Source organism: Dyella sp. NPDC103356 (assembly GCF_055584465.1).
On the sequence record NZ_JBVJLZ010000002.1, the window covers coordinates 297,150 to 319,113 of the forward strand.

General features: G+C 60.7%; 18 protein-coding genes and 1 tRNA gene. 7 read left to right on the forward strand and 12 right to left on the reverse strand.

Annotated features, from left to right (window positions below):
* Position 1 precedes the first annotated feature (1 nt).
* From ACZ6WW_RS04685 to ACZ6WW_RS04695, 3 genes are read right to left on the reverse strand one after another with little or no spacing between them, the layout of a single operon-like run.
* Positions 2–1,507 (reverse strand): aldehyde dehydrogenase, encoded by a 1,506-nt coding sequence (locus ACZ6WW_RS04685; protein WP_465273186.1) that lies wholly within the window; start codon positions 1,505–1,507, stop codon positions 2–4.
* A 34-nt stretch (positions 1,508–1,541) separates the two neighbouring features.
* Positions 1,542–2,930, reverse strand: a complete 1,389-nt coding sequence (locus ACZ6WW_RS04690; RefSeq protein ID WP_465273187.1) for an MFS transporter — start codon at positions 2,928–2,930, stop codon at positions 1,542–1,544.
* 54 nt (positions 2,931–2,984) lie between these two features.
* Complete coding sequence (locus ACZ6WW_RS04695) at positions 2,985–3,719, reverse strand: enoyl-CoA hydratase/isomerase family protein (protein ID WP_465273188.1); 735 nt, start codon at positions 3,717–3,719, stop codon at positions 2,985–2,987.
* 119 nt (positions 3,720–3,838) lie between these two features.
* Between ACZ6WW_RS04695 and ACZ6WW_RS04700 the strand changes: the two genes are divergently transcribed.
* Positions 3,839–4,546 carry a GntR family transcriptional regulator gene (locus tag ACZ6WW_RS04700; protein WP_465273189.1) on the forward strand — a complete coding sequence of 236 codons (708 nt, stop codon included), beginning with the start codon at positions 3,839–3,841 and terminating at the stop codon, positions 4,544–4,546.
* Between the two features lie 252 nt (positions 4,547–4,798).
* Here the strand turns inward: ACZ6WW_RS04700 and ACZ6WW_RS04705 are convergent, their stop codons facing one another.
* From ACZ6WW_RS04705 to ACZ6WW_RS04720, 4 genes are read right to left on the reverse strand one after another with little or no spacing between them, the layout of a single operon-like run.
* Positions 4,799–6,010: an epoxide hydrolase family protein gene (locus tag ACZ6WW_RS04705; protein ID WP_465273190.1), complete on the reverse strand. Its 1,212-nt coding sequence runs from the start codon at positions 6,008–6,010 to the stop codon at positions 4,799–4,801.
* 49 nt (positions 6,011–6,059) lie between these two features.
* Positions 6,060–6,380 carry a DUF1634 domain-containing protein gene (locus ACZ6WW_RS04710; RefSeq protein ID WP_465273191.1) on the reverse strand — a complete coding sequence of 107 codons (321 nt, stop codon included), beginning with the start codon at positions 6,378–6,380 and terminating at the stop codon, positions 6,060–6,062.
* Complete coding sequence (locus tag ACZ6WW_RS04715; protein WP_465273192.1) at positions 6,377–7,240, reverse strand: sulfite exporter TauE/SafE family protein; 864 nt, start codon at positions 7,238–7,240, stop codon at positions 6,377–6,379. Before ACZ6WW_RS04715 ends, ACZ6WW_RS04710 begins: the two co-directional genes overlap by 4 nt.
* 10 nt (positions 7,241–7,250) lie before the next feature.
* Positions 7,251–7,991, reverse strand: a complete 741-nt coding sequence (locus tag ACZ6WW_RS04720) for a GntR family transcriptional regulator (RefSeq protein ID WP_465273193.1) — start codon at positions 7,989–7,991, stop codon at positions 7,251–7,253.
* 63 nt (positions 7,992–8,054) lie between these two features.
* Between ACZ6WW_RS04720 and ACZ6WW_RS04725 the strand changes: the two genes are divergently transcribed.
* On the forward strand, positions 8,055–8,546 hold the full coding sequence (locus tag ACZ6WW_RS04725; protein WP_465273194.1) for a DoxX family protein: 492 nt from the start codon (positions 8,055–8,057) through the stop codon (positions 8,544–8,546).
* 9 nt (positions 8,547–8,555) lie between these two features.
* Here ACZ6WW_RS04725 and ACZ6WW_RS04730 read toward each other — a convergent pair whose 3' ends face one another.
* From ACZ6WW_RS04730 to ACZ6WW_RS04740, 3 genes are read right to left on the reverse strand one after another with little or no spacing between them, the layout of a single operon-like run.
* On the reverse strand, positions 8,556–9,449 hold the full coding sequence (locus ACZ6WW_RS04730; protein ID WP_465273195.1) for an alpha/beta hydrolase: 894 nt from the start codon (positions 9,447–9,449) through the stop codon (positions 8,556–8,558).
* On the reverse strand, positions 9,449–10,954 hold the full coding sequence (locus ACZ6WW_RS04735; RefSeq protein WP_465273196.1) for a GMC family oxidoreductase: 1,506 nt from the start codon (positions 10,952–10,954) through the stop codon (positions 9,449–9,451). The genes ACZ6WW_RS04730 and ACZ6WW_RS04735 overlap by 1 nt, the downstream gene beginning before the upstream one ends.
* A complete protein-coding gene (locus tag ACZ6WW_RS04740) occupies positions 10,951–11,565 on the reverse strand; it encodes an isochorismatase family protein (protein WP_465273197.1) in 615 nt (204 codons plus the stop codon). Before ACZ6WW_RS04740 ends, ACZ6WW_RS04735 begins: the two co-directional genes overlap by 4 nt.
* Before the next feature lie 268 nt (positions 11,566–11,833).
* Here ACZ6WW_RS04740 and ACZ6WW_RS04745 point away from each other — a divergent pair, with 268 nt between their 5' ends.
* Positions 11,834–12,745 (forward strand): LysR substrate-binding domain-containing protein, encoded by a 912-nt coding sequence (locus ACZ6WW_RS04745; RefSeq protein WP_465273198.1) that lies wholly within the window; start codon positions 11,834–11,836, stop codon positions 12,743–12,745.
* Positions 12,746–12,768: 23 nt separating this feature from the next.
* On the opposite strand, the gene ACZ6WW_RS04750 is transcribed toward ACZ6WW_RS04745, so the two are convergent.
* The gene (locus ACZ6WW_RS04750; protein ID WP_465273199.1) at positions 12,769–13,629 is read right to left on the reverse strand and encodes a pirin family protein; all 861 of its coding nucleotides are present in this window, start codon (positions 13,627–13,629) and stop codon (positions 12,769–12,771) included.
* Positions 13,630–13,978: 349 nt separating this feature from the next.
* Here ACZ6WW_RS04750 and tehA point away from each other — a divergent pair, with 349 nt between their 5' ends.
* Complete coding sequence (tehA, locus tag ACZ6WW_RS04755) at positions 13,979–14,992, forward strand: dicarboxylate transporter/tellurite-resistance protein TehA (protein WP_465273200.1); 1,014 nt, start codon at positions 13,979–13,981, stop codon at positions 14,990–14,992.
* Positions 14,993–15,065: 73 nt separating this feature from the next.
* On the opposite strand, the gene ACZ6WW_RS04760 is transcribed toward tehA, so the two are convergent.
* Positions 15,066–15,141 (reverse strand) — tRNA-Ala (locus tag ACZ6WW_RS04760).
* Between the two features lie 862 nt (positions 15,142–16,003).
* Between ACZ6WW_RS04760 and ACZ6WW_RS04765 the strand changes: the two genes are divergently transcribed.
* The 3 genes from ACZ6WW_RS04765 to ACZ6WW_RS04775 all read left to right on the forward strand — a co-directional run bounded on the left by ACZ6WW_RS04765 (position 16,004) and on the right by ACZ6WW_RS04775 (position 21,785).
* Positions 16,004–18,526, forward strand: a complete 2,523-nt coding sequence (locus tag ACZ6WW_RS04765) for a TonB-dependent receptor (RefSeq protein WP_465273201.1) — start codon at positions 16,004–16,006, stop codon at positions 18,524–18,526.
* 219 nt (positions 18,527–18,745) lie between these two features.
* Entirely contained in the window at positions 18,746–19,837 is a 1,092-nt protein-coding gene (locus ACZ6WW_RS04770; protein ID WP_465273561.1) for a glycerophosphodiester phosphodiesterase, read from the forward strand.
* Positions 19,838–20,732: 895 nt separating this feature from the next.
* A complete protein-coding gene (locus ACZ6WW_RS04775; RefSeq protein ID WP_465273202.1) occupies positions 20,733–21,785 on the forward strand; it encodes an acyltransferase family protein in 1,053 nt (350 codons plus the stop codon).
* Positions 21,786–21,964: the final 179 nt, after the last annotated feature.

The window sequence follows — 21,964 nt, forward strand, 5'->3', positions numbered from 1 at the left end:
GTCAATTGAGCCGCTTGGGCTGTCCGGAGTTGTCGTACCAGTCGTTGGTGACGCCGCTGGTGTTGATGGTGACGGCACGCGGCTCGGAGAACTGGTCGAACGATTCGACGCCCGTCTCGCGTCCGGTGCCGGAGTTCTTGAAACCGCCCCACGGCGAGGCCGGATCGAGCCGGTGATGGTCGTTGACCCAGACCATGCCGAAGGTGAGCTTGCCGGCGACGCGGTGCGCACGCGCGACATCGTTGGTCCACACCGAGGCTGCGAGACCGAACTGCGTACCGTTGGCGATACGCAGTGCGTCGGCTTCGTCGTCGAACGGCATGATCACGGTCACCGGGCCGAACACTTCTTCCTGGCCGATTTCCGAATGCGGATCGACGTCGTAGAACGCCGTCGCCTGCAGGTAGAACCCGTCACCTGGCACCGCATTGCCTCCGGCCAGCACTTTCGCGCCGTCTTCGCGCGCACGCTCCAACATGCCCAGAATGCGCTCGCGCGAGCGGGCCGAAATCACCGGTCCCAACTGCGTGGATGCATCGGCGGGATCGCCCACGCGAATGCTTTCCACCTTGCCGCGGAAACGTTCCAGGAACGCGTCGTAGATCGAGCGCTGCACCAGGATGCGCGCGCCGCAGACGCAGGTCTGACCGGCACCGATAAAGGCCGCGAACGCAGCGCCGTTGACTGCGCGCTCCATATCGAAGTCGTCGAAAATGATCACCGCGCCCTTGCCCCCGAGTTCCAGCGTGGTCATCGCAAAATGCTGTGCGGCCGCCGCGCCGATTTCGCGGCCGACCGCGGTGCCGCCGGTGAAGACAATCTTGGCGACATCCGGGTGTTTCGCCAGCGCCGCGCCAGCATCACGCCCTTCACCGTTGATCAGGTTGACCACGCCATCGGGCACGCCCGCTTCCTTGAGCAAACGCACCAGCAGCAAGCTGGTAATCGGCGTCTGTTCGGACGGTTTGATCACCACGGTATTACCCGTGGCCAACGCAGGCGCCAGGCTCTTGGACAGAATCATCAAGGGATGATTGAACGAAGTCATCAGCGCACACACGCCCAGCGGCACGCGCTGCGTGTACACCAGATACGGTCCCTCGACGGGAATCACATCGCTGCGGCGGGTCAGCGCCAGCGCGGCAAAATAGCGGTAGAACTGCGGCAGGCGAGAGATCTGTGCGCGCGTTTCCGCGACGGGGCGACCGTTGTTGAGTGTTTCCAGGCGATAAAAGTCCTCGATGTTCGCCTCGAACAGATCGGCGAAGCGATTGAGAATGCGCGCACGCTCATGGACGGACAGTCCGCTCCACACGCCGCTGTCGAACGCACGCTGCGCAGCTTCGACAGCGCGGTTGACGTCGGCCTCGCTGGCAGCGGCAAGTGCGCCGATGGCGCGTCCGGAGGCCGGGTTGACGATATCCATCGTGCGCCCGCTGGCGGCGGGCGTTTCCTTGCCGTCGATAAACAACGGCACATCGAACGGTTCAGCAGGTTTCACGGTCATGACTTGTCTTCCGTTTTACGCGGCCGCTCGTGTTCTAAAGCGGCGGAGGGGGAGTGATATGGGTCAGCTGCGTGTCGCGGGGAAATCGCGCATCGCCCGCGGCGACTTCTTCCAGGCCGCGGCCCTTGGGTTCGACGCCCCAGACCGCCACCACCACAATCTGCAACAGCAGCAGTGAAAGCATCATCGCGAGCACACCGGTGATGCCGTAGTGGCCGAACAGCCATACCACTGCAAAAGGCGTGAGGATGGTGGCGCCGCGGCCGAAGGTATTGCAGATGCCGGCAGCGCGCAGGCGGATTTCGGTGGGAAAGAGCTCCGGTACATAAATGCCGAACAGCAGGGCCACCAGCACGTACACCGGGATGACCAGCAGCAGGCCGACCAGGGTCAACAGGATCGGCTGGTCGACGAACGGATAGATCGCCCCGAACACGATCGCCATCAGCGACGCGCCGATGATTACGCTCTTGCGCCCCCAGCGATCGGCGGTGAGTGCGCCGATGCCCGAGCCAATCGGTGCGCCCAGCGACATCACAAACGCGAACATGAACGACTTGGCGATATCCATGCCCTGGCTGACAAAGAAGGTCGGTAGCCAGGTGACGAAGCCGTAGAGCAGGGTGTTGATCACGATCAACACCAGGCAGCCGACCAGCAGCCGGGGAAGGATCTGCGGCGAGAACAGCGACGAGAACGCGCGCGAGAAGGTCGGTGCGACCGTGGTAGCGGGTGGCGGCAGCGGGCCTTTCTCCGCGGCGACTTCTGCCTCGATCCGGTTGAGCAGTTCGTCGGCTTCGCGGTCATGCCCGTTGGCGGCCAGCCAACGCGGCGATTCGGGCAGCTGCTTGCGCGCATACCACACGGCGATCGCACCAAGGCCACCCAGCACGAACATCACGCGCCAGCCGAGCATCGGTACCAGCAGCAATCCGGCGAGCGCGCTGATCGGCAAGCCGGTCACCACGAATACCGCCATGATGCCCTGCAGCCTGCCGCGTGCTTGCGGCGGTACGAATTCGGTCATGGTGGCGTAGCCGACCACGTTTTCCGCGCCCAGTCCCAGGCCCATGAAAAAGCGGCACACGATCAGGAACAGCATGTTCGGTGCAAACGCGGAGGCCAGCGAGGCCAGGCCGAAGATCATCAGGTTGGCCTGGTAGGTAAAACGCCGGCCGAAGCGGTCACCCAGAAAACCCGTGGCGAAGGCACCCAGCGTCATGCCCAGAAAGGTCATGGAAACGAACATGGCGTTCTGCGGCAAGCTGGAGAAACCGCTTTTCAAGGTGGCGCCCAGTACCGTCGAGGCGACATAGATATCGAAGCCGTCGAAGAACATGCCGATGCCGATCAGCCACATGATGCGCCGATGAAACGCGGACATGGGCAACCGGTCCAGTCGTGCGCCTGCATTGATGGCCATGAACATGTCCTCCAGCAGCATCGAGACCGACCGGCGTGCCGGCCGGTGTCAGGATCAGGATTGATGGGCTTGCAGGCGCAGTGTTTGCACGGTGAGCAAGTCAGTAGCGTGACGGAAATTACTGTCCATCGATTGCGCCTGCGCGGCAAGGAAGTACGCCTTGCACTGGCGGGTGCCCTCGGGATCCATGGCCAGGATACGTTCGACCAATCGGTCGGCTTGCGCACGCAGCGTGTCGCGCGGGCAAACCGTAGTGATCAGGCCGATCTCCAGCGCGCGTGCCGGAGTGAAGTCGTCGGCCAGCAGGATCAGCGGAAAGATGTGCTTGGGCAGCGCGTATTGGCCGAGGTAAGCCATGATCGCCGCAGGTGGAAGGCCCTTGCGCATCTCGGGGAACGACAGCGTGGCGTGCTCGGCGACCAGGGTGAAATCACACAGTACCGCCAGGCCGATGCCGAAGCCGGCGGCGTCGCCTTGCACCTCGGCCACCGAAATCATCGCGGTTTCACGAATGGCCTGCTTGAGTGCGATCAGGCGGGCGACCTCGGTGCGGATGGCAGTGGCATCGCGGCCGGCTCGTTCGCGGCCACGGCAGAACACCTCGCCCTGGGCGCGGATACGTAGTACCCGAGCCGTGGGAGAGGCGGCTTCGGCGCGAAGGCTATGCAGCATGTCCTCGAACATCGCGCCGGTGATTTCGTTGCCGGACTGGGGATGGTCGAGCGTGAAGATCAGGCTGTCGCCTTCACGGGCAATGTCGACCTTCGCGGGAGAGACGTTATCCTTCATGAGCGGGCTCTCAACAAGATTGTATACACTGTATACAATCCGTTTGGCGCATGCACATTGCACTGCAGCATCCGTTCCGACACGCACCATGACACGCTCCAACCAAGGGAATGCACGCCATGTCCGATCCGCTTACCGCCATCGCCGAACGCCTCCGCGCCAACCGCCGTCCCGCCAGCGGCAGTGGCGAGGCGCTGAGTGACGTCGTGGTCATTCCCGCCTTGCGCGAGGCCATCGTCAGCAACCTGTTGCCACCGGGCGAGCGCTTGACCGAAGTGACGCTGGCCGCACGACTCAATGTGAGTCGTACCCCGGTTCGCGAAGCCTTTGCGCAACTGGAGCGCGAGGGCCTGGTCACCATCGTGCCGCGCGCCGCGGTGTTCGTTCGCGAGGTCAGCGAGCGCGACGTCGAAGAGACCTATACGGTGCGCGCGGCGCTCGAATCCCTGGCTGTCGAGTTGGCGACCAGACGTCGCTCGCCGATGGCTGCCGCGCGCCTGGACGAAGTGCTCGCGGACATGAGTGCTGCCGTTGCCCATGGGGATGCGGTGGCCTATACCGATGCGCTGGACCGTTTCTACGCCGCCATCATGGCGCTCTCCGAAAACATCACCCTGCATGCCACGCATACCACCTTGCTCGGTCCGGTACGTCGTTTGCGTCGTATCGCCATGAGCCAGCCGGGCCGCATGGAAGCGTCGCATCGGCAGTCATTGAAAATTCGCGATGCGATCGTCAACGGCGACCCTTCCGGTCCGGAGTTGATGCGCGAACAGCTCGCCAATGCCTGTCACTCGGCGATGGATGTGTTGCGCGCGGGGCATTGATGTCATGCGCTCTTTGCGGGAGCGCTTTCAGGGAACCTCGAATAATCTCAGTCTTCATCGTCGCCCCGGCGAAGGCCGGGGCCCAGTGCCTTGCGCTTCAACGTACTGAAGGCGCTGGACCCCGGCCTTCGCCGGGGCGACGGATAGGAAAGGATTTTTTTAGAGGTTTCCTTAAGTCGCTCCTACAGAGAAGCCAGCTATTCGCGGCTCATTTCAGTTCGTACTTTCGGGCGACGGCCGGATGAAGGCCGGCTATGCAGATCCGGACTGCGCTCGCATCGGGCGAAACATGTCGCGCAGATCGTCAATGACTGCGCCTGCATTCTCGTAATACCCGAAATGGCCACCGGTTTCGTGGGCACGCGCGTACACGGTATTGAAGAACTGCGCACGCGGGCCCGACTTGAAGATCGCGACGCGCTGGTCGGTGCTGACGCCGGGCGGATTCTCGCCTCCAAGAAAGGTTATGCCGGTAGGCGCTTCCACGACGGGTTGTCGATCATGTGACGGTGTCCAGGGATGCCGGGCCGCATCGGCATAGGCGCGCATCGACGATCCCGCCGTGCCGGTCACCCAGTAGATCATCGTGTTGGTGATCATGTGCTCTTTCGAGAACACGCGCTCCGGGTCGCCATGGCTATCGCCCCATGCTCGCCAACGTTCCAACAGCCAGGCCAGAAGGCCCACGGGGGAGTCAGTCAACGCATAAGCGAGCGTCTGTGGATCGAGTACATGGACGGCGAAATGCGCAGCGAACTTCGTGCTGCCTGCGGGTGGCTTTTTGCCGGTATCCCAGGCTCGTGCCGTAACATCCCATGGGCGATCGCTGTTGAACTGGTCGAGCAGCATGGGATGCATCAAGTGCACGCCATAGAGGCGGTCGGCATATTTGTGCCCCAGTTGCGAAGACACCAAAGCGCCCCAATCGCCCCCACTGGTTGCGTAGCGCGAGTAGCCGAGTACATCCGTCATCAGATGGTTCCACAAGTCCGCCGTGCGCCAGAAGTTGACGCCTGCGTGCGGCGATGGTCCGGAAAAACCGTAACCGGGAAGTGAGGGGATCACGACATCGAATGCGTCGGCCGGATCGCCGCCGTGCGCGCCGGGATCGGTGAGTGGCTCGATGACCTTGTGCATGTCCCAGAACGACCACGGCCAGCCATGCGTGAGCACGATCGGCATGGGGGAGGGGCCTTTCCCTTTGACATGCATGAAATGAACCGGCACCCCGTCCAATACCACTTTATAGTGAGGAAACGCATTGATTCGTCGTTCCACGGCGCGCCAGTCATATGCATGGCGCCAGTAGTCGACCAGGCTTTTCAGATAGGCGCGATTGACGCCATAGCTCCAGTCATCATTTCCCGGGTCGTCAGGCCATACGGTGCGATCCAGTCGCTGGGCGATATCGGCGAGTACGGCATCGTCCACCTGGACGGTAAAAGGTTCGGGTTGCTGACTCATCGAGAACAACTCCACAGGATGAAGAAACCGGTGCAATCCGCGTCGACGCTCAGGCGATGCGCATGCCCGTGAATGCGGCTACGCCAATCACGGCGAGGACGGCAATGGCCATGACGCCGAGCATCACGTCACGCGTTCGAACAAAGGCAATAGCCATCAGCAGAACGCGTAGGATCGGAAGGAGAATAAAAAGTGCGATGCCTACCGTAATAGTGCGCGCGCAAGTGAGGGCTGACATCACGTGCCCCCAACGCAGGCACTGCATGGTCAACCCGATAGCGATGGCGGCCGACCCCAGCCACGTTCCGATGGAAAGAACATTTGCCAACAGGCGTTCCAGTTTGCGCTCCCCGGCGCTGTCCATGCTCATGCGGGTTCTGCCTTGACATGAAATCCCAGGGCCGTCATGAACATTTGCGCGGCCAGCCCGATCAGCACCAGCGCGAACACCCATCGAAGCTTGTCGCTCGGTATCAGCATGAGAAGCCGTGCGCCGATCCATGCACCCATCACCGAACCGAGCGCGATCGGCCCGGCGATGGCCGGATGCATGTCGCCATGAATGAAATAGGCCACGCCGCTGGCCGCCGCCGTCACGCCGATCATGAAGTTGGAGGTGGCCGAGGAAACCTTCATCGGCAAGCGCAGCGCCGAGTCCATCGCCGGAATCTTGAGTACGCCACTGCCGATGCCCAGCATGGCGGAGATCACACCGGCGCCATACATCAATGCGAGTCCCAGATGCAGGCGTCGCACGCGATAGAACACCGGCCGACCATGCATGTGATCGGGATAGCTGGAATGAAGCCGCAACAGGCTGGCCCAGTCGGACGCCTGCGCCTGCTCGGCAGGCTGTGTTGATTCGCGTCCCCGGCTGACCATCTGCCAGGCAGAGATCAGCAACACCGCGGCAAACAATGCGCACAACGATGAGGCTGGGAGCCGGTTCGCCAGCAGGACGCCCGTCAATGCGCCCGATGTGGTGGCCACTTCCAGCGTGATGGCCAGGCGTATGTTCGTAAGACGGTTTGTCAGGAAGGAGGCCGCGCTGCCGCACGAACAGGCGATGACCGACACGATACTGGCCGCTACGGCGGTGCGGATGTCCATGCCGCCGAATACGGTAAGCAGCGGCACGATAAAAATGCCGCCAGCCATGCCCAGCGTACCGCCGACGGCGCTTGCGCCGATCGCGATGGCAAGCAGCCAGAGGGTAAACCCGATGTGCAATGCGATGCCGTCAGCGATCTACGGGCTTGCGACGAGCGAGCCGGGTGCGAAACCGTATGAGGTCGCCGCGATAGTGCAGTTTCTCGTAGTCGATGGGCCGGTTGTCGGCGGTGTAGGACGTACGCTCGATAAGAAAGATGGGGCTGCCCACATCCACTGCCAGCGCCATGGCGACATCGTCGTTTGCTGCGGTCGCCTCGAGTTTGTATTCCGCTTCGATAAGCGGAATGTCGTAGCGTTGTTCGAGCAGCTTGAAGATGGGTTCGGCGGCCAGGTCATGCGAGACGATCTTCTCGCCGATCTCGCGCGGCAGATAGGTTTCATCCAGTGAAAGCGCCACCCCGCTGGCCAGGCGCACGCGCCGGATGCGCATGACCGATGTGCCCACGTTCACCGCGAGATTCCTGGCGACATCGTCGTCGGCCGCGACGATGGCGTGATCGATGACGCGTGCGGTCGCGACCAAACCCAGCGAATCCATGTCTTCGACAAAGCCGGTGAGCTCGGTCATCTCCTGGATGATTTTAGGTTGCGCAACGAAGGTGCCCGTACCGCGGCGAATTTCGACCAGACCGCGACCGGAGAGGTTCTCGATGGCCTTGCGGATCGTTGTGCGACTGACCGAAAAGCGCTGAATCAACTCGTCTTCCGTGGGCAACTGGTGACCGACGGGAAAGGAACCGTCACCGATCGACGAGGCAATTTCGGCCTCGACGACCGCATAAAGGGGCAGGGCGGATGGTGTCTTCATATTTGACATCATGACATAGTGACATCATGATGTCTATCTCATCCCTCCCTCCCCGGATATGTCGTGAACCCCCTGATCGAACGTTGCTCGCAGCTATTTCCCACACCGCGCCAGCACTGGGCAGCCCTTCCTCTTCGCCTGATCGTCGGCTTTGGTTTCATGCAACACGGCTACGCCAAGCTGGCGCGCGGCCCCGATGACTTTGCGAACATCCTGCATGCGCTCGGCATGCCTTTTCCGGACCTGCTGGCATGGGCAACCGTCGCCATCGAGCTGCTGGGTGGATTGGCCGTGCTACTCGGCGCCCTCATCCCACTGGTCAGCATCCCGATGGCGGTCGTGCTGCTCGTCGCCATTTTTACCGTGCATCTGCCAAACGGCTTCAGCTCGATCAAGCTTCAATCGGTCACGGCTGCCGGAGCGCACTTCGGACAACCCGGCTATGAGACGGATCTGCTTTATCTGGCGGGCTTGATCGCCTTGGTGTTGGGAGGCTCCGGTCCGCTGGCGATCGACAGGCTTTGGTTCGGTCGGTCCGCTCAGTCCAACGGATGATGCAAATGATTACTCCCAGTGCCTCGCCAAAAACGCAGTAGCACGGTCCAGCGCCCGACGTGCACTGATCAATTGAATGTTCAGTGGAAATACGTGATGCATGCCTTGCCACACTTCGAGCTCTACCTGTCTTCCGGCGTTGGCGATCGCCTCGGCCATGCGGCGGGAATCGTCGAGCAGGTTCTCGTCCGAGCCGACCTGGATCAGTGTGGGTGGCAGAAGTTTCAGGTCGGCTGAAAATAATGGCGAGGCACGTGGATCCGTGGGTTGCGCCGATCCCAGATAACGTGTGGCGCAATCGCGCAGATAGGCCGGATCGAGCAGCGGATCGCCCACCGCCATATCGCGTGCACTGGCTCCACTGAACGTGAAGTCGGTCCAGGGCGAAAACGCGACGATGGCCGATACCGGAATGTTCCTTCTTCGCGCTTCAAGCACGGTGGCGAACGACAAGCCACCACCGGCTGAATCGCCGACCACCGCCACCGAAGCGAATCGAGATGCCAAACGTTCCAGGGTCGCCACTGCGAGATCCAATGCGACAGGCAGTGCGGCTTGTGTCGAGAGCGGATACTCCAGCACGAAGACCGGGACACGTGCCCGTGCTGCAATCTGACTGACGAAACCGCGGTAGGGCCCGGCATGACCGACGAAATAACCGCCGCCGTGGATGTACAGGATTGCCTTGCCGGCCTCCGCGTCGACCGGCTCGCACCACCAGCCCGGTCCGGCATCGTCGGCGGATGGGCGGGTGGCGACTGCTGGCGCCATCGGTGTCAGGGCGATGAACTGGTCATAGATATCTTCGGGCTCGCCTTGAGTCGCGGACCAGAACCGTGCGAATTCCATGCGTAGCGCACGCGCCGCTGCGATGTCGTTCTCATCGATAGGAATGATGGCCATCAGTGAACTCCAAACGTGCGGCGTGCGAGATGCCACGCCATCATCATGGTGGTGATGTTCGGCGGTGCGCTGCATGCAAGCGGCATGATCGACGCGTCGATGACGAACAGGTTATCCACGCCGTAGACCCGTCCGCCGGCATCGACGACACCATCGTCAGGGCGACCCATGCGGCAGGTCGATGTCGGATGTGCATAGCCATCCACTTGCCGTTCTATCGTTTGCTGCAGTTCCTGCCCGTCGGAGACGCCAGGTCCCGGAAACATTTCGGCGGCGACGAGACCGGCAAACGGTTGCTGCCGCCCGATAGCTCGCGATAAACGTACGCATTCGAGCATGCGGGCCATATCGTTGGGCGTGCCTAGCAGGTTGTAGCGGATGCGCGGAGCGCTACGCGGATGCCGGTCGACGAGTTCCAGGCTGCCTCTGGCTTCAGGCTGAGTGACTGCGCAGGCGAGCACGATCGCACCGCCCGTGGCGCTTTGCGTCGGATCGAACAGGTGCGTGGCCGAGACGTGCAGGTCGAGATCGCCCGGCTCCGCGGTGGAAGAGGCTGTCCACAACATGGCTCCGGAGGCTGGATGCATGCCGTTGGCCTCGGGTTTGAGCGCGTAGATGTTGTAGTAGAACGGATGCTCCTGCAGGCCCTGGCCCACCGGCAAATTCGCGACGACCTTGATGTCCAGAGCGGCCAGTCGATTTGCTGGGCCGATGCCCGAGCGCATCAGGATCGCCGGACTGCCGAAGGCTCCCGCGCTGAGGATGACCTGTTCAGCGCGATGGATATGGCCATCGGCATCTACGACGCCTGTGGCGCGGCCGCCTTCGATCAGCACACGATCAACGTCGACACGCCCGCGTATCGCAAGGTTGGGTCGCGCACGCACGTCGTCGCCAAGAAAGGCGATACCCGTGTTGACCCGCCGGCCGGAAATGACGTTCAGCGGATAGGGCGACACGCCATCCTGTGTATCGCTGTTGAAATCTTCTACGCGTGCATGGCCAAGGCGTGCTGCCGCTTCGACGAATGCATTCGCACCGGGCGTCAGTTCGTCCGGACGGCGATGCCGAATCGGCAGGAGGCCGTTGCGCCCCCTGTAACGATCGTCTCCGTCCGGCGTGTTCTCGATCGCCTTGAAGTCTTCAAGCAGTTCCGGCCAGTCCCAGCCGTCGACGCCCATCGCCCGCCATTTGGCAAAGTCGGCCGGGCGCGCACGGATGGCGACGGCCGCGTTCACACTCGAGCTCCCGCCCAGCGTCTTGCCGCGCGGCGCACCGATCGTGCGGCCCGCAAGGCCCGTTTCGGCGGTGTAGCCCCAGTTGTGACCGTCCGGTCCCGTCACCGTGTCTGCATCGGCGAGATCGCGAGGAAAGACATTCGGTCGATAGGCCTCGCCGGCTTCGAGCAGTAACACCTTGCGCGACGAATCACTACTCAGACGATGGGCAAGCACCGCACCCGCGGAGCCGCCACCGACGACGATGACGTCGAATGTCCCGTTCATTTGCGGAGCGCCTGAGCGACCTGACCCATAAGAACCGCGAAGGGCATGTCGAGCGCCGCATACACATCCAGTGTTTTCGGATCGGCGTTGTCGCCCATGATCTCGACCATCAAGGTGGAGTAATCGGAAACTTCGATGCCCAATGTGTTCAACCGTGCCAGTCCCGCCTCGCGCTTGGTGGCCGAGAAGGTGCCGCAGGCATCGAGTGCGATGATGGGCTGATAGCCTTCTTCGCGCGCTGAAATGGCAGGCAAGGATGCGCAGACTTCGAAGGAGAGGCCCGCAATGATCAGGTGATCGCGCTTGGTCGCTTTCACGGCCGCAACGAAAGGTGCGTAGTCCCATGCATTGACGGTGGAACGATCCATGATCTCGCCATCGCCCAGGACTTCTTTCAGCTCGGACGCCGTTGGGCCCCACATGCTATCGCGGGCAGTCGTCACTGCCACGATGGGCAAGCCAAGCACCTTGGCAGCTTTCGCCAGGCCAACCACGTTGTGCTTCAGGTCGCTCACGGTCATGTCGCGCACGCCGGTCATCAGGCCAACCTGGTGATCGATGAGCAGCACGGCGGTGTTGTCGCGGGTCATGCGGGTGCGTTGCGTGGTCATGTGAGTTCTCTCTGATTGGAATGGGATGTGTGCCGTTTGAAGGCGTATTCATTCCGACAGAGAGGAAAAACTTAGACAAGACAAAAACAGCGTTTTTCGCTGGGATTCAACTTCCATGTCTTTGGACGATGAGTGGGTTAGATATTCGTCTTCCAACAGGTTGAACGCTGTGTCTACACGACGGGATGGACGAATGACTTTTTATGGCAGCGATCATGGCAAGCTATCCCGCAGTGACGCGGGTCAGTCCCGACTTGAGAGAAAAGCCATGCTCGACCTCAACGATTTCTATCTGTTCGTGCAGGTTGTCGATCGCGGCGGTTTCACTGCCGCGGCGCGGGTGCTGCAGGTGCCCAAGTCCACGCTGAGCCACCGCATTCAACAGCTCGAGGCGAGCCTTGGTGTGCGTCTGCTCAATCGAACGTCACGGCATTTCGGCACCACGGACGTGGGCAACGATTTCTATCGGCATGCGGTGGCGATGGTGCAGCAGGCGGAGGCAGCCGAAAATGCGATCAAGCTTCGCCTGGGTGAACCATCGGGATCGGTACGCTTCACCGCGGGTGTAGCGACGATGCAGTTTGCCGTCAGGGATATGCTCTCGAGCTTTCTGGAGCGTTATCCCAAGGTCGATCTGGTGGCTCACGCGACGGACCAGAATGTAGACATCATTGGCGACAACTTCGACGTGGCCATCCGGGCGCACTCCGATCCGTTGCCCGACTCGGGCCTAGTCCAGCGCACACTTGCTCCCAGTCCGTGGTTTCTGTTTGCCGGAGCCGCTTACGTCGACAAGCATGGCATGCCCATGTCGCCTGACGATCTGGGCGACCATCCTTCGCTGTTCATGATGCGCACGGGTGTGCTGCCTCGATGGCGGCTACGCCATGTCGCGGGTACTCGTCCCGATGTCGTCGTACCGCTTTCACCACGTCTGGTCAGTGACGACATGGTGAGCTTGAAGCAGGCCGCGGTTGAAGGCTGCGGCATCGTCGCGCTGCCCGGATACGTGTGCCGCGACATGGTGGCGACAGGGAGCTTGCGTCGTGTCCTGCCGGAGTGGCTTGCAGGCGAATCCACGATCACTGCGTTGCTGCCTTATCGGCAGGGCCTGTTGCCGTCAGTCCGGGTGTTCCTGGAACACCTGGCTACCGAATTTCCCAAAGTCGTGCTCATGTAGATCAACAGATGCGCCCGGTGCCGTCATCGCGGGAGAGCTTCTCCAATGGGACGCGCCGCCGCCAGAAAGAACTGTCCGCCATTGATGCTCGACAGTATGACGTCGGCAGGCCGACCGGCGGAAACAGCCAGCGCGTTCCCGGCCTGAAGCGACACCGCTTCTCCATCCAGGGTGACATGGATATTGCCCCTGACAGCGTAGATCCAGGCCTGCCGACTCTGTGGCAGCGCATGGGTGAATGCACCATCGGTGCCGAGAGTGCCATCGAGCATGGTCATGTCTTCGGGTGTGCCGTCCGCACCCTGGACGCCACCGGTCGCGCCCACCATGACGCGAACGCGGTGATCCTTTCCGGTGATGATCGGCATCGCCGCTGCCTGGACATGCTGTGCGCGCGGAGGCTCACCCTTCAGTCGGTGGGGCAGGTTGACGAAGATTTGCAAGGCGTGGATGCGGGCGTCGGCGGCGGGCCGTTCTTCGTGGGCGGCGCCACGGCCCGCGGTCAGCCAGTAAAGATCGCCCGGTTCGAGCGCGACGTTATGGCCAAGCGAGTCACGATTGAGGAACTGCCCCCGGGTGTCTTCAAAGAGAGCGCTGACGGCAGAGATGCCGGTATGAAGATGCGGCTCGAAGGTCGGTGCCGTCATCACGAAGTGGTCCACCATGATCAGCGGATCCATCGCGCCGTCAAACATGTCCTGGGTGAAATGCTGCGCATGGAAGCCTTCGCCGATGACCTGCGATTTTCCGGAGACAGGCCGGCCGAGTCGCGTCTTCTCCTGCGATGGGTGCTGCTTTTGCTGGCTCTTGTTCATCCCGTCCTCTTTTTTCGTGGGCTTTTCAAAGCCTAGGTTCAAGCCGGGCGGGGGAGAAGTCGGCGTCATGGAACGTAGGTTCCAATGGTTGGGACGATGAGAGGAAAGAAGCGCTTTCAGGAAACCCCGAAACCCTTCCTGATCGTCATCCCGGCGTAGGCCGGGATCCAGTGACTTCGGTTGCCGGCTTTCGCGATAGAGCAGATGCTTGTCGGCTCTCGCGACAACTGATCGCCAAGCCACTGGATCCCGGCCTGCGCCGGCATGACGATAGGGAAACTGAGGGGCTTTCTAGGGCAACCCATTGGATGCAGCGTCCAACCCCATGCGCTTCAAGGTGAAACCGAATCTCTCTAGAGTCTGCCCTACATCGAAAGCGACATAACGCTCAATCCACCCAGTAAAAGGGCAACACGACATGACTGATCCAGTGGCATCACATTCGTTTCCACGTGTGCCCGCGTCGTTTTTTGGCATCGTGCTTGGACTGGCAGGCTTGGCCAACGACTGGCGAGCGGCTCATGTGGTCTGGGCGCTTCCAGCCATCGTCGGTGAGGTACTCGTTGCGATCACCGTGCTCGCATGGCTGCTGATCACCGTGCTGTACGGATGCAAATGGCTTGTCGCCCCCGCCGTTGCAAAAGAGGAAGCCGTACATGCCGTTCAATGCTGTTTCATTGGATTGGCCGGTGTCGCCACGATGCTCGTCGCTCAAGGCGTCCTGCCTTACTCCCGGCCCGCGTCAATCGCCTTGCTCATGATCGGCGCCGCCTTCACGGTCTTCTTCGGTCTTTGGCGCACGGGTGTTCTTTGGCGGGGTGGGCGCGACCCGGCAGCGACTACTCCAGTTCTCTATCTGCCGTTGGTCGCCGGATGCTTCGTATGCGGGATCGTCCTGGCAAGCGTGGGTTGGCCGGAGTGGGGACAACTGGCCTTTGGCGGCGGGTTCTTCACGTGGTTGGCGGTGGAGTCCGTGCTGCTTCACCGGCTTTACACCGCGCCGGCTCTCGCGCCTGCCTTGCGGCCTACGCTGGGCATTCAACTCGCGCCTCCCGCTGTCGGTGCGGTTTGCTACCTGTCGGTGAGCGGCGCTCATTCCGACCTGGTGGTGCACATGCTGATTGGTTATGCCTTGCTCCAGGCCCTGCTGCTCATTCGGATGAGCCGCTGGATCGCCGAACAACCCTTCGGCGCATCCTATTGGGCGTTCACCTTCGGCGCGACGGCATTGGCTGGCGCAACCATTCGCGTATCGATCGGCGATCCGCACGGCGCCATGGCCATGCTGGCGCCTGTCCTGTTCGTTCTGGCAAACCTGCTCGTGCTGGGCATCGCGGCCGGAACCCTCTGGTTGCTGATCACGGGCCGGCTGTTTCCGCCTGCGCAAACGCCCGCTTCGCCCGCACCCACAGTGCCCCAGAAAGCCACCTGAAATCGCTGCAAGGCGGGCAAACAAAAAAGCCTTGGAAACAGTCAGTTTCCAAGGCTTTTTGGCTGGTATGAATTGGTGGAGCGGAGGAGGATCGAACTCCCGACCTTCGCATTGCGAACGCGACGCTCTCCCAGCTGAGCTACCGCCCCACGAAGCTCCAATCATATCAACCCTCAGGATTCCTGCCAATATCGGTCCCGGCAGGCATCCACGAAGGCGCGCCAAGGGTTTGTCGGGGGTGGTTGCCTCATCCTCAGGAAGGCGTTGGGGCACTGCGGGGCAACAATGGAACGCGGTGTTCCCCCATGACACGCGCCAGCAAACTCGGAGAAGGTTTGGCAGACCGAAGGGAGCGATCGAGCATCCGTGCGAGCGGCCGTCGGAATGATGTGCGGGGCATGCAGGGTGACCTGAGCCAGTCGTTTCCTTATGAACCAAGCAATGCTCGATGTCGTACCGATGCTGTCGGGCTGGCCAAAGCATCAGCGACCGAGCAGGCGTTGAATCTGTCTACGTGCTCTTTCGTCAGCTTCGCGAATGGTAAGCATTGTTGAATGATGGGATGGGCGCGCGAATGCAAGTAGACGCCGCCCTCCAGAAGAGCATTCGCGCAGCTCGCCTATGCCTCAGCCACGATCGAATTCTCGATCCCATCCATCTGCAACGCTTGCAGATGGGTTACTACGCCGTTCCCATGAGATGTGATCTGAAGAGATTCTGAATGGAAGCATGGACGTCTAGACGTCTCATCGCATGAAGTTCTTTGGCGAGTCACGGGATCGTAACTTTTGCACTGCATCATTTGCGCACTGACGCGCAGATTCGCACGATCCAGGGGAATTATCGGTGTCGCGCTCCTCGCGCGCACGCTGGTGCCGCGCCGCATGTCGGCGTCATTCCTGTTGAACGACCAGCCGGGGCGATCTGCGCTAAGCATTGTTGTAATTCGATGCCGTAGTGGCTTGGCCGCTTTGGCGAGCGTTCTTTGCGCGACATCACCTGAGGAACTCCATGATTTTTGATCAAAGCAGAGCGTTTCGGTTGCCGGCGACGCCTATCCATTCCGAGCTCGAAGAGCTTTCCGTGCGTGGAAGGGGGCATTCGCAGCGCAAGTTCGCGGGCGCGGATGGCAGGGTCAAGCTATTGGCCGCGAGCGTACTGGCCGTGTTGAGCGCCATGGCGCATGCGGGTGGCAGCGACATGCCGCAGGCGCCGGTCTCGGTGACGACAGCCACTAGCGGGACCGCGCCAACCGGCGGCACGCCGGACAATGCCACCCAGGACACCGCCAAGCAGCTCGATGTGGTGAGCGTCTCGGCGAAGAACAGCACGCGTTCGGCGGTATCGCTGAGCGGCTCGGAGATCCAGAAGATCCTGCCCGGCACCAGTCCGCTGCAGGCGATCCAGACGCTGCCAGGTGTGCTGTATCGCACTGCCGATCCGTGGGGCAACAACGAGCAGAATGCGTCGTTGTTCGTGCATGGCTTCAACGGCCAGCAGCTTGGTTACACCATGGATGGGATACCCCTGGGTGATCAGCAGTACGGCAACTACAATGGCCTGACGCCGCAGCGCGCAATCATCAGCGAGGACATCAGCAGCGTCACGTTGTTCTCAGGTGCCGGCGACCTGGCCACCGCATCCACCTCCAACCTCGGTGGCAGCGTAGCTACCTTCTCCAGCGATCCGGCGGCTGAAATGGGTGGTCGCTTTTCGCAGACCATCGGCAGCCACGACGCCACGCGCACCTATGCGCGCTTCGACACGGGTCGCTTCGCTGGCGACAACTCGGCCTATATCTCGGTCATGCACCAGGATCAGCGTGCGTGGGATTTCCGTGGTCATCAGCGCGGCAACCAGCTTGACGGCAAGTTCGTGCATCACGACGAGCACGGCACCTTCACTTTTTTTGCCGACTATTCGGACAAGACCGAGCCGAATGAGGACTCCATCTATCACGGCACGGTGGCGGGCCAGGGCGGCAAGCCATACACGCGCGCCTTCATGTATCCGGATTTCCAGCAGGCGCTGAACTATCTCGGCGCCAATGGCGCGCCGCCGGTCGCGGACGGCAACAACTACCGCAACTACTACAGCGATGCGCAGCGTACCGATTACCTCACCTACGCCAAGTACGAGTGGAACCTTAGCGACTCGCTGACCTGGTCCAACCAGGTGTATTTCCATCACGACGATGGCGCCGGCGTCGTGGCCGGGCCGATCCAGGTCGCCGGTCTGCCTGCGCTGTTCGCGGTGTATTTCCCGAACCAGAACCTGAAGCAGGTGTTCGGCGGATCCGGCTATGCGATCCGTACCACCGAATACGATATCAATCGCCGTGGCTGGCTGTCCGCACTGAACTGGAATACCGACACCAACGAACTGAGCGCGGGCGTCTGGTGGGAACACAATCAGGTGTCGCAGGACCGACGCTGGTATCCGCTCGATGTGAACAATCCGGGTGCGTCCACACCGTATTCGCGGCCGAGCAATCCTCTGATCACCCAGTATGAAGACAAGGCACGCAGCGACGTCATTCAGCCCTACGTCTCCGACCTGTGGCGTGTTACGCCGGACATCACGCTGCAGGCCGGCTTCAAGTCGAGCTTCCAGTATGCCGATGGCTGGTACCCGGTGGAGCCGTTGCCCAACTCCACCGTGGGTGTGACGCAATACCCCAACGGCACCATCAACAGCCACAAGGCTTTCCTGCCGCAGCTCGGTGCGACCTGGGAGGTCAGCGCGCACGACGAGCTGTTCTTCAATGCGCAGCAGAACATGCGCCAGTTTGCTACCGCCAATAACCTGTCGCCATGGAGCCTGGGCAGCCAGCAGGCGTTCAATATCTTCAAGCAGACGGTGAAGCCTGAAACGGCGTGGGTGTACGAGCTTGGCCTGCGTTCACAGCATGATTTTGATGTCGGTCCGTTCACCGGCCTGGATAGCCAGGTCAGCGTCTACCACGTGAATTTCTCCAACCGCCTGCTGCAGATCAGCCCGACGCCGGTGATTTCCTCGATTGTCGGTGGTGCATCGATCATCCAGAACGTTGGCAGCGTCACCACCGATGGCGCCGATCTCGCCGCGACGCTGCATATGGGCGAGCACTTCAGCATCTACGACGCGGTGTCCTACAACCACTCCAAGTACGACGACAACTATTTCAGCGGTACAACGTTAGTGCCGACCGCTGGCAAGAAGGTGCCGGGCAGTCCGGAATGGATGAACAAGTTCATCATCAGTGCGAACTACGGGCGTTTTACCGGCCAGTTGAGCGGTGACACGGTGGGCAAGGTTTACGCGACCTATACCAACGACCTGTCGATATCGGGCTATTTCTTGATGGGTGCCCAGCTCAGCTATGCACTACCGCTGGAGAGTTTCCTGCACGACGCCAAGCTGAGCCTGAACGTGACCAACGTGACTGATCGCAAGGGTAACTACCAGGTGGTGGTGGGTGCCGCTTCGGGCACCTACAACACTTACCCGATCGCGCCGCGGCAGTGGTTCCTCACCTTTTCGACGAAAATCTGATAGGACGCTCTATCAGGCATTCGCAGCTCAGGTAGGTATTTAGCAGTTCCCAAGTTGTCCTGTTGGCTCAAGGACGCCTCGATATCCTTCGAGGCGTCCTTTCGAGTCAAGTATGAATCATGGCGACAAGCCCAGGCGCCTGCATGACGGAGCAGGCGCCGATATGGCTCATGTCGGATTTCAAACCCACGGAGGCAAGACATGCGACACGTTGTTTTGATGATTGCGGCCGTATGGGCGACCTGCGCGATGACAGCCTACGCAGCAGAAAAGCCCCTGGCGGCCAAGGTGCTGGTGATCGGCCATCGTGGCGCCAGCGCGCTGCGCCCGGAGCATACCCTCGCCTCATACGGCAAGGCGATCGCCGATGGCGCCGATTTCGTCGAGCCCGATCTGGTGATGACCAAGGACGGTGTGATGGTGGCGCGCCACGAGAACGAGATCGGTGGCACTACCGATGTCGCCAGCCATCCCGAGTTCGCCAGTCGCAAGACCAGCAAGGTCGTTGACGGTGAGACCATCACAGGTTGGTTCACCGATGACTTTACCCTGGCCGAGCTGAAGACGCTCCGCGCGCGCGAGCGTCTGCCGCAGTTGCGCGGCACGAAGTACGACGGCGAGTTCCAGATCCCCACTATGGACGAGATCATCGACTTTGTCGCGGCGGAGTCGGCGGTGGTCGGCCGGCCGATCGGCATCATCCCGGAGATCAAGCACAGCACTTACTTCCAGAAACTGGGCCTGCCGATGGAGGACAAGCTGCTCGCCACACTGGCGGCGCATAGCTATACGCGTACCGCGCCGGTGGAGATCCAGTCGTTCGAGATCGCCAATCTCAAGTACCTGCACGAAAAGCTGGGTGGTGCGCAGGCACGTCAGAAGCACCCGAATATCCGCTTGCTTCAACTGCTGGCCGATCTGCCCGAAAGACAGACTTACGATGTGACCGCCGCGGGCGGCAAGCTGCGCTTTGCGGACATGATAACGCCCGCTGGCTTGCGCCAGATCGCCAGCTACGCCGATGCGATCGGTCCGTCCACGCGCATGATCATTCCGCTCAAGGCCGACGGCACCCTGGGTCAGCCGGCGGCGCTGGTACACGACGCACATGCCGCTGGACTGGAACTTCATCCCTATACGTTTCGACCGGAGAATCAGTTCCTGGCCAAGAACTTCTGGCAGGGCAGCGATCCGAAGACGTTCAACGAATCGGGTTCGGCCGCTGAGATCCGCGCTTATATCGACGCAGGCATCGATGCATTTTTCACCGACGATCCGGCCATCGGTCGCGAGGCGCTGGACAAGCGCTGATGCACGCATAACGATCGCCACGGTTACCGATGCATGGGACTCACCATCGCACCTGTCCCTAACTCGGGGCAGGCGATGGTGTTCCTTGCCTGCCCTAAACCCCCGGACAAGTGGGCAATGATCTCGCAAATGCGAAGGGCAGGCCGATGCCTTTGGCACCGTGGTGATAAGCGGTGGACGAATGAATGGGGCGCCTGCGGGTGACCCACAACGTTGTCCACGCGCTTATTCAGCGCCTCGTGCCCTTGAGGCTAAATCGAGGGCGCCAATAGCATCCCGCCTGGACAGTTGGGGCTGTCCGAGCTCATCAGGTCAACGTCAAAAACGGACCTCATGATCGGTTTGCCCGATCAAGAGTCGTCTCGCACCCGTGTCAGTGGCCCCGGGGCTCCACCCAGCTACCGCTCTTGATCGCGCCCCTCTCCGGTCAGAGGACTTCCCAAAACGCAACCTTTCTGGAGATTGGCGGCACACACTGCCCTTTATGCAGCGAAAAAGGGGAAGCCTGTGTCGGAGGGGGAGGGATGGGGCGCATAGCACGTATCGAGAGTGCAGTGGCTGAGGCTGTTTCGTCCACGCCAAAAAAGTCATTGTTTGCACGTCGTCGGGGGCTTCCGTTCGTGGGGGTTTCAACCACGGTTTCGTTACCACCCCCGGCAGCAGGGCAGGCAACTGCATATCCGGGTGTTTCGACATGGCCAATGATCCATGCCGCGGCAAGCGGCCACCGGGTTTCTTTGCCTTGTCGGACGAAGTGGGCCTCAGTAGCCATAGCCCTTCGTAGAATCCTTGCGGCTTCTTCCTTCGACAAGGCGGCTCTAAGCAAAGGTCGGTGCAAGATCACCGTTGATGTCAGTCTGGAAAAAATATCACCCGGCGTTAAGAAGAAGGTCAAATGAAGAGCATCGACGAACATGATCGTGGAAATTGCTACGACTTGATGCGGCATTTCGCTGCTCTACTCGTGCTATACAGCCATCAATTTGCTCTGCATGGGGCGGTCGAGCCGGTTTATCCCTTTTGGGATAGCTATGGCTTCGTTGCGGTCGCTATCTTCTTTTCCATCTCGGGCTACTTCATGCCCGACAGCTTCAAGCGATCCGGCAATTTTATTGAATTCAGCAAACGTCGGTTGCGGCGTCTGTTGCCCGCCATGGTCGTGTGTTCGTTTTTGATGACCTATGTTTTGGGTGCTATCTACACAGGTGAGTCGAAGTTGGACTACATCACGTCCAAATTTGCATGGGTCACTTTTCTGAAGTATTCGTTATTTTTGGGCCAGGCCATTCCGGGAGTTTTTGCTAACTATATTTATCCCAATGCATTGAATGGAAGCCTGTGGACGCTGCCTATTGAGTGCATCTGCTATATCGCTATCGGCGTTGCGTTGTCGTTCTCGCAATCCTGGAAGATTCTTCTCGCCCTCTTTGCGGGCTCGATTCTTGGGACGGCATCGCTTGTGCATACCGGCACTGGATTTGCATTTTACGGTGTCCCGTTGAATTACCTATGCATGTTCGGAATATGTTTCAGTGGCGGAGCTTTGCTATCCGCAACCAAGGAGGCCTGGTATCCCAACAGGTGGTTCTTGTTGATGTTTGGGGTTGTTGGCATGTTTGTCATGCCGGGTGGGCTCGAATACAGTGTTCTGGGGACGCTGGGCATCACTATCGTTGTTGCCGTTGTGGGAGAGTCATTCAGCGAAAAACTGATCAACGGAAGGTTCGACATTTCGTATGGAATGTATATTTATGGGTTTCCCATCCAGCAAATCGTTATAAACAGAATTACACATCATTTCTGGCTTGGCATGGCAATATCTGTCGTTCTTGCAATGGCTGCTGGGTATCTTTCTTATCGCTTCGTCGAAAAGCCTTTTCTTCGCAGAAGGCAGAGAGCTCAGTCATCATCCGACGCTGCAATGACTGGCTTGCCTGAACCCGATTAGCAGGTCGATCACCTTGCGAATGCGGGGGGGCAGGATGGCGATAGCCCCGATGGGCTGACGATGCGGCTGTCAGGGGGCGCGTAGCGTTCTCGTCGCTATGGCTTGATGACTCTCGCATGCCGGCTCAAAAGCAGAGCGATGTCATCGGTACCGCGGGAAGGCATCCCGCGGTGCGAATG

Bases quoted from the DNA above. Each gene is read 5' to 3' on its own strand.
- ACZ6WW_RS04685 (WP_465273186.1), bottom strand. From the start codon at position 1,507: ATGACCGTGAAACCTGCTGAACCGTTCGATGTGCCGTTGTTTATCGAC.
- ACZ6WW_RS04690 (WP_465273187.1), bottom strand. From the start codon at position 2,930: ATGGCCATCAATGCAGGCGCACGACTGGACCGGTTGCCCATGTCCGCG.
- ACZ6WW_RS04695 (WP_465273188.1), bottom strand. From the start codon at position 3,719: ATGAAGGATAACGTCTCTCCCGCGAAGGTCGACATTGCCCGTGAAGGC.
- ACZ6WW_RS04700 (WP_465273189.1), top strand. From the start codon at position 3,839: ATGTCCGATCCGCTTACCGCCATCGCCGAACGCCTCCGCGCCAACCGC.
- ACZ6WW_RS04705 (WP_465273190.1), bottom strand. From the start codon at position 6,010: ATGAGTCAGCAACCCGAACCTTTTACCGTCCAGGTGGACGATGCCGTA.
- ACZ6WW_RS04710 (WP_465273191.1), bottom strand. From the start codon at position 6,380: ATGAGCATGGACAGCGCCGGGGAGCGCAAACTGGAACGCCTGTTGGCA.
- ACZ6WW_RS04720 (WP_465273193.1), bottom strand. From the start codon at position 7,991: ATGAAGACACCATCCGCCCTGCCCCTTTATGCGGTCGTCGAGGCCGAA.
- ACZ6WW_RS04730 (WP_465273195.1), bottom strand. From the start codon at position 9,449: ATGGCCATCATTCCTATCGATGAGAACGACATCGCAGCGGCGCGTGCG.
- ACZ6WW_RS04735 (WP_465273196.1), bottom strand. From the start codon at position 10,954: ATGAACGGGACATTCGACGTCATCGTCGTCGGTGGCGGCTCCGCGGGT.
- ACZ6WW_RS04740 (WP_465273197.1), bottom strand. From the start codon at position 11,565: ATGACCACGCAACGCACCCGCATGACCCGCGACAACACCGCCGTGCTG.
- ACZ6WW_RS04745 (WP_465273198.1), top strand. From the start codon at position 11,834: ATGCTCGACCTCAACGATTTCTATCTGTTCGTGCAGGTTGTCGATCGC.
- ACZ6WW_RS04750 (WP_465273199.1), bottom strand. From the start codon at position 13,629: ATGACGCCGACTTCTCCCCCGCCCGGCTTGAACCTAGGCTTTGAAAAG.
- tehA (WP_465273200.1), top strand. From the start codon at position 13,979: ATGACTGATCCAGTGGCATCACATTCGTTTCCACGTGTGCCCGCGTCG.
- ACZ6WW_RS04765 (WP_465273201.1), top strand. From the start codon at position 16,004: ATGATTTTTGATCAAAGCAGAGCGTTTCGGTTGCCGGCGACGCCTATC.
- ACZ6WW_RS04770 (WP_465273561.1), top strand. From the start codon at position 18,746: ATGATTGCGGCCGTATGGGCGACCTGCGCGATGACAGCCTACGCAGCA.
- ACZ6WW_RS04775 (WP_465273202.1), top strand. From the start codon at position 20,733: ATGAAGAGCATCGACGAACATGATCGTGGAAATTGCTACGACTTGATG.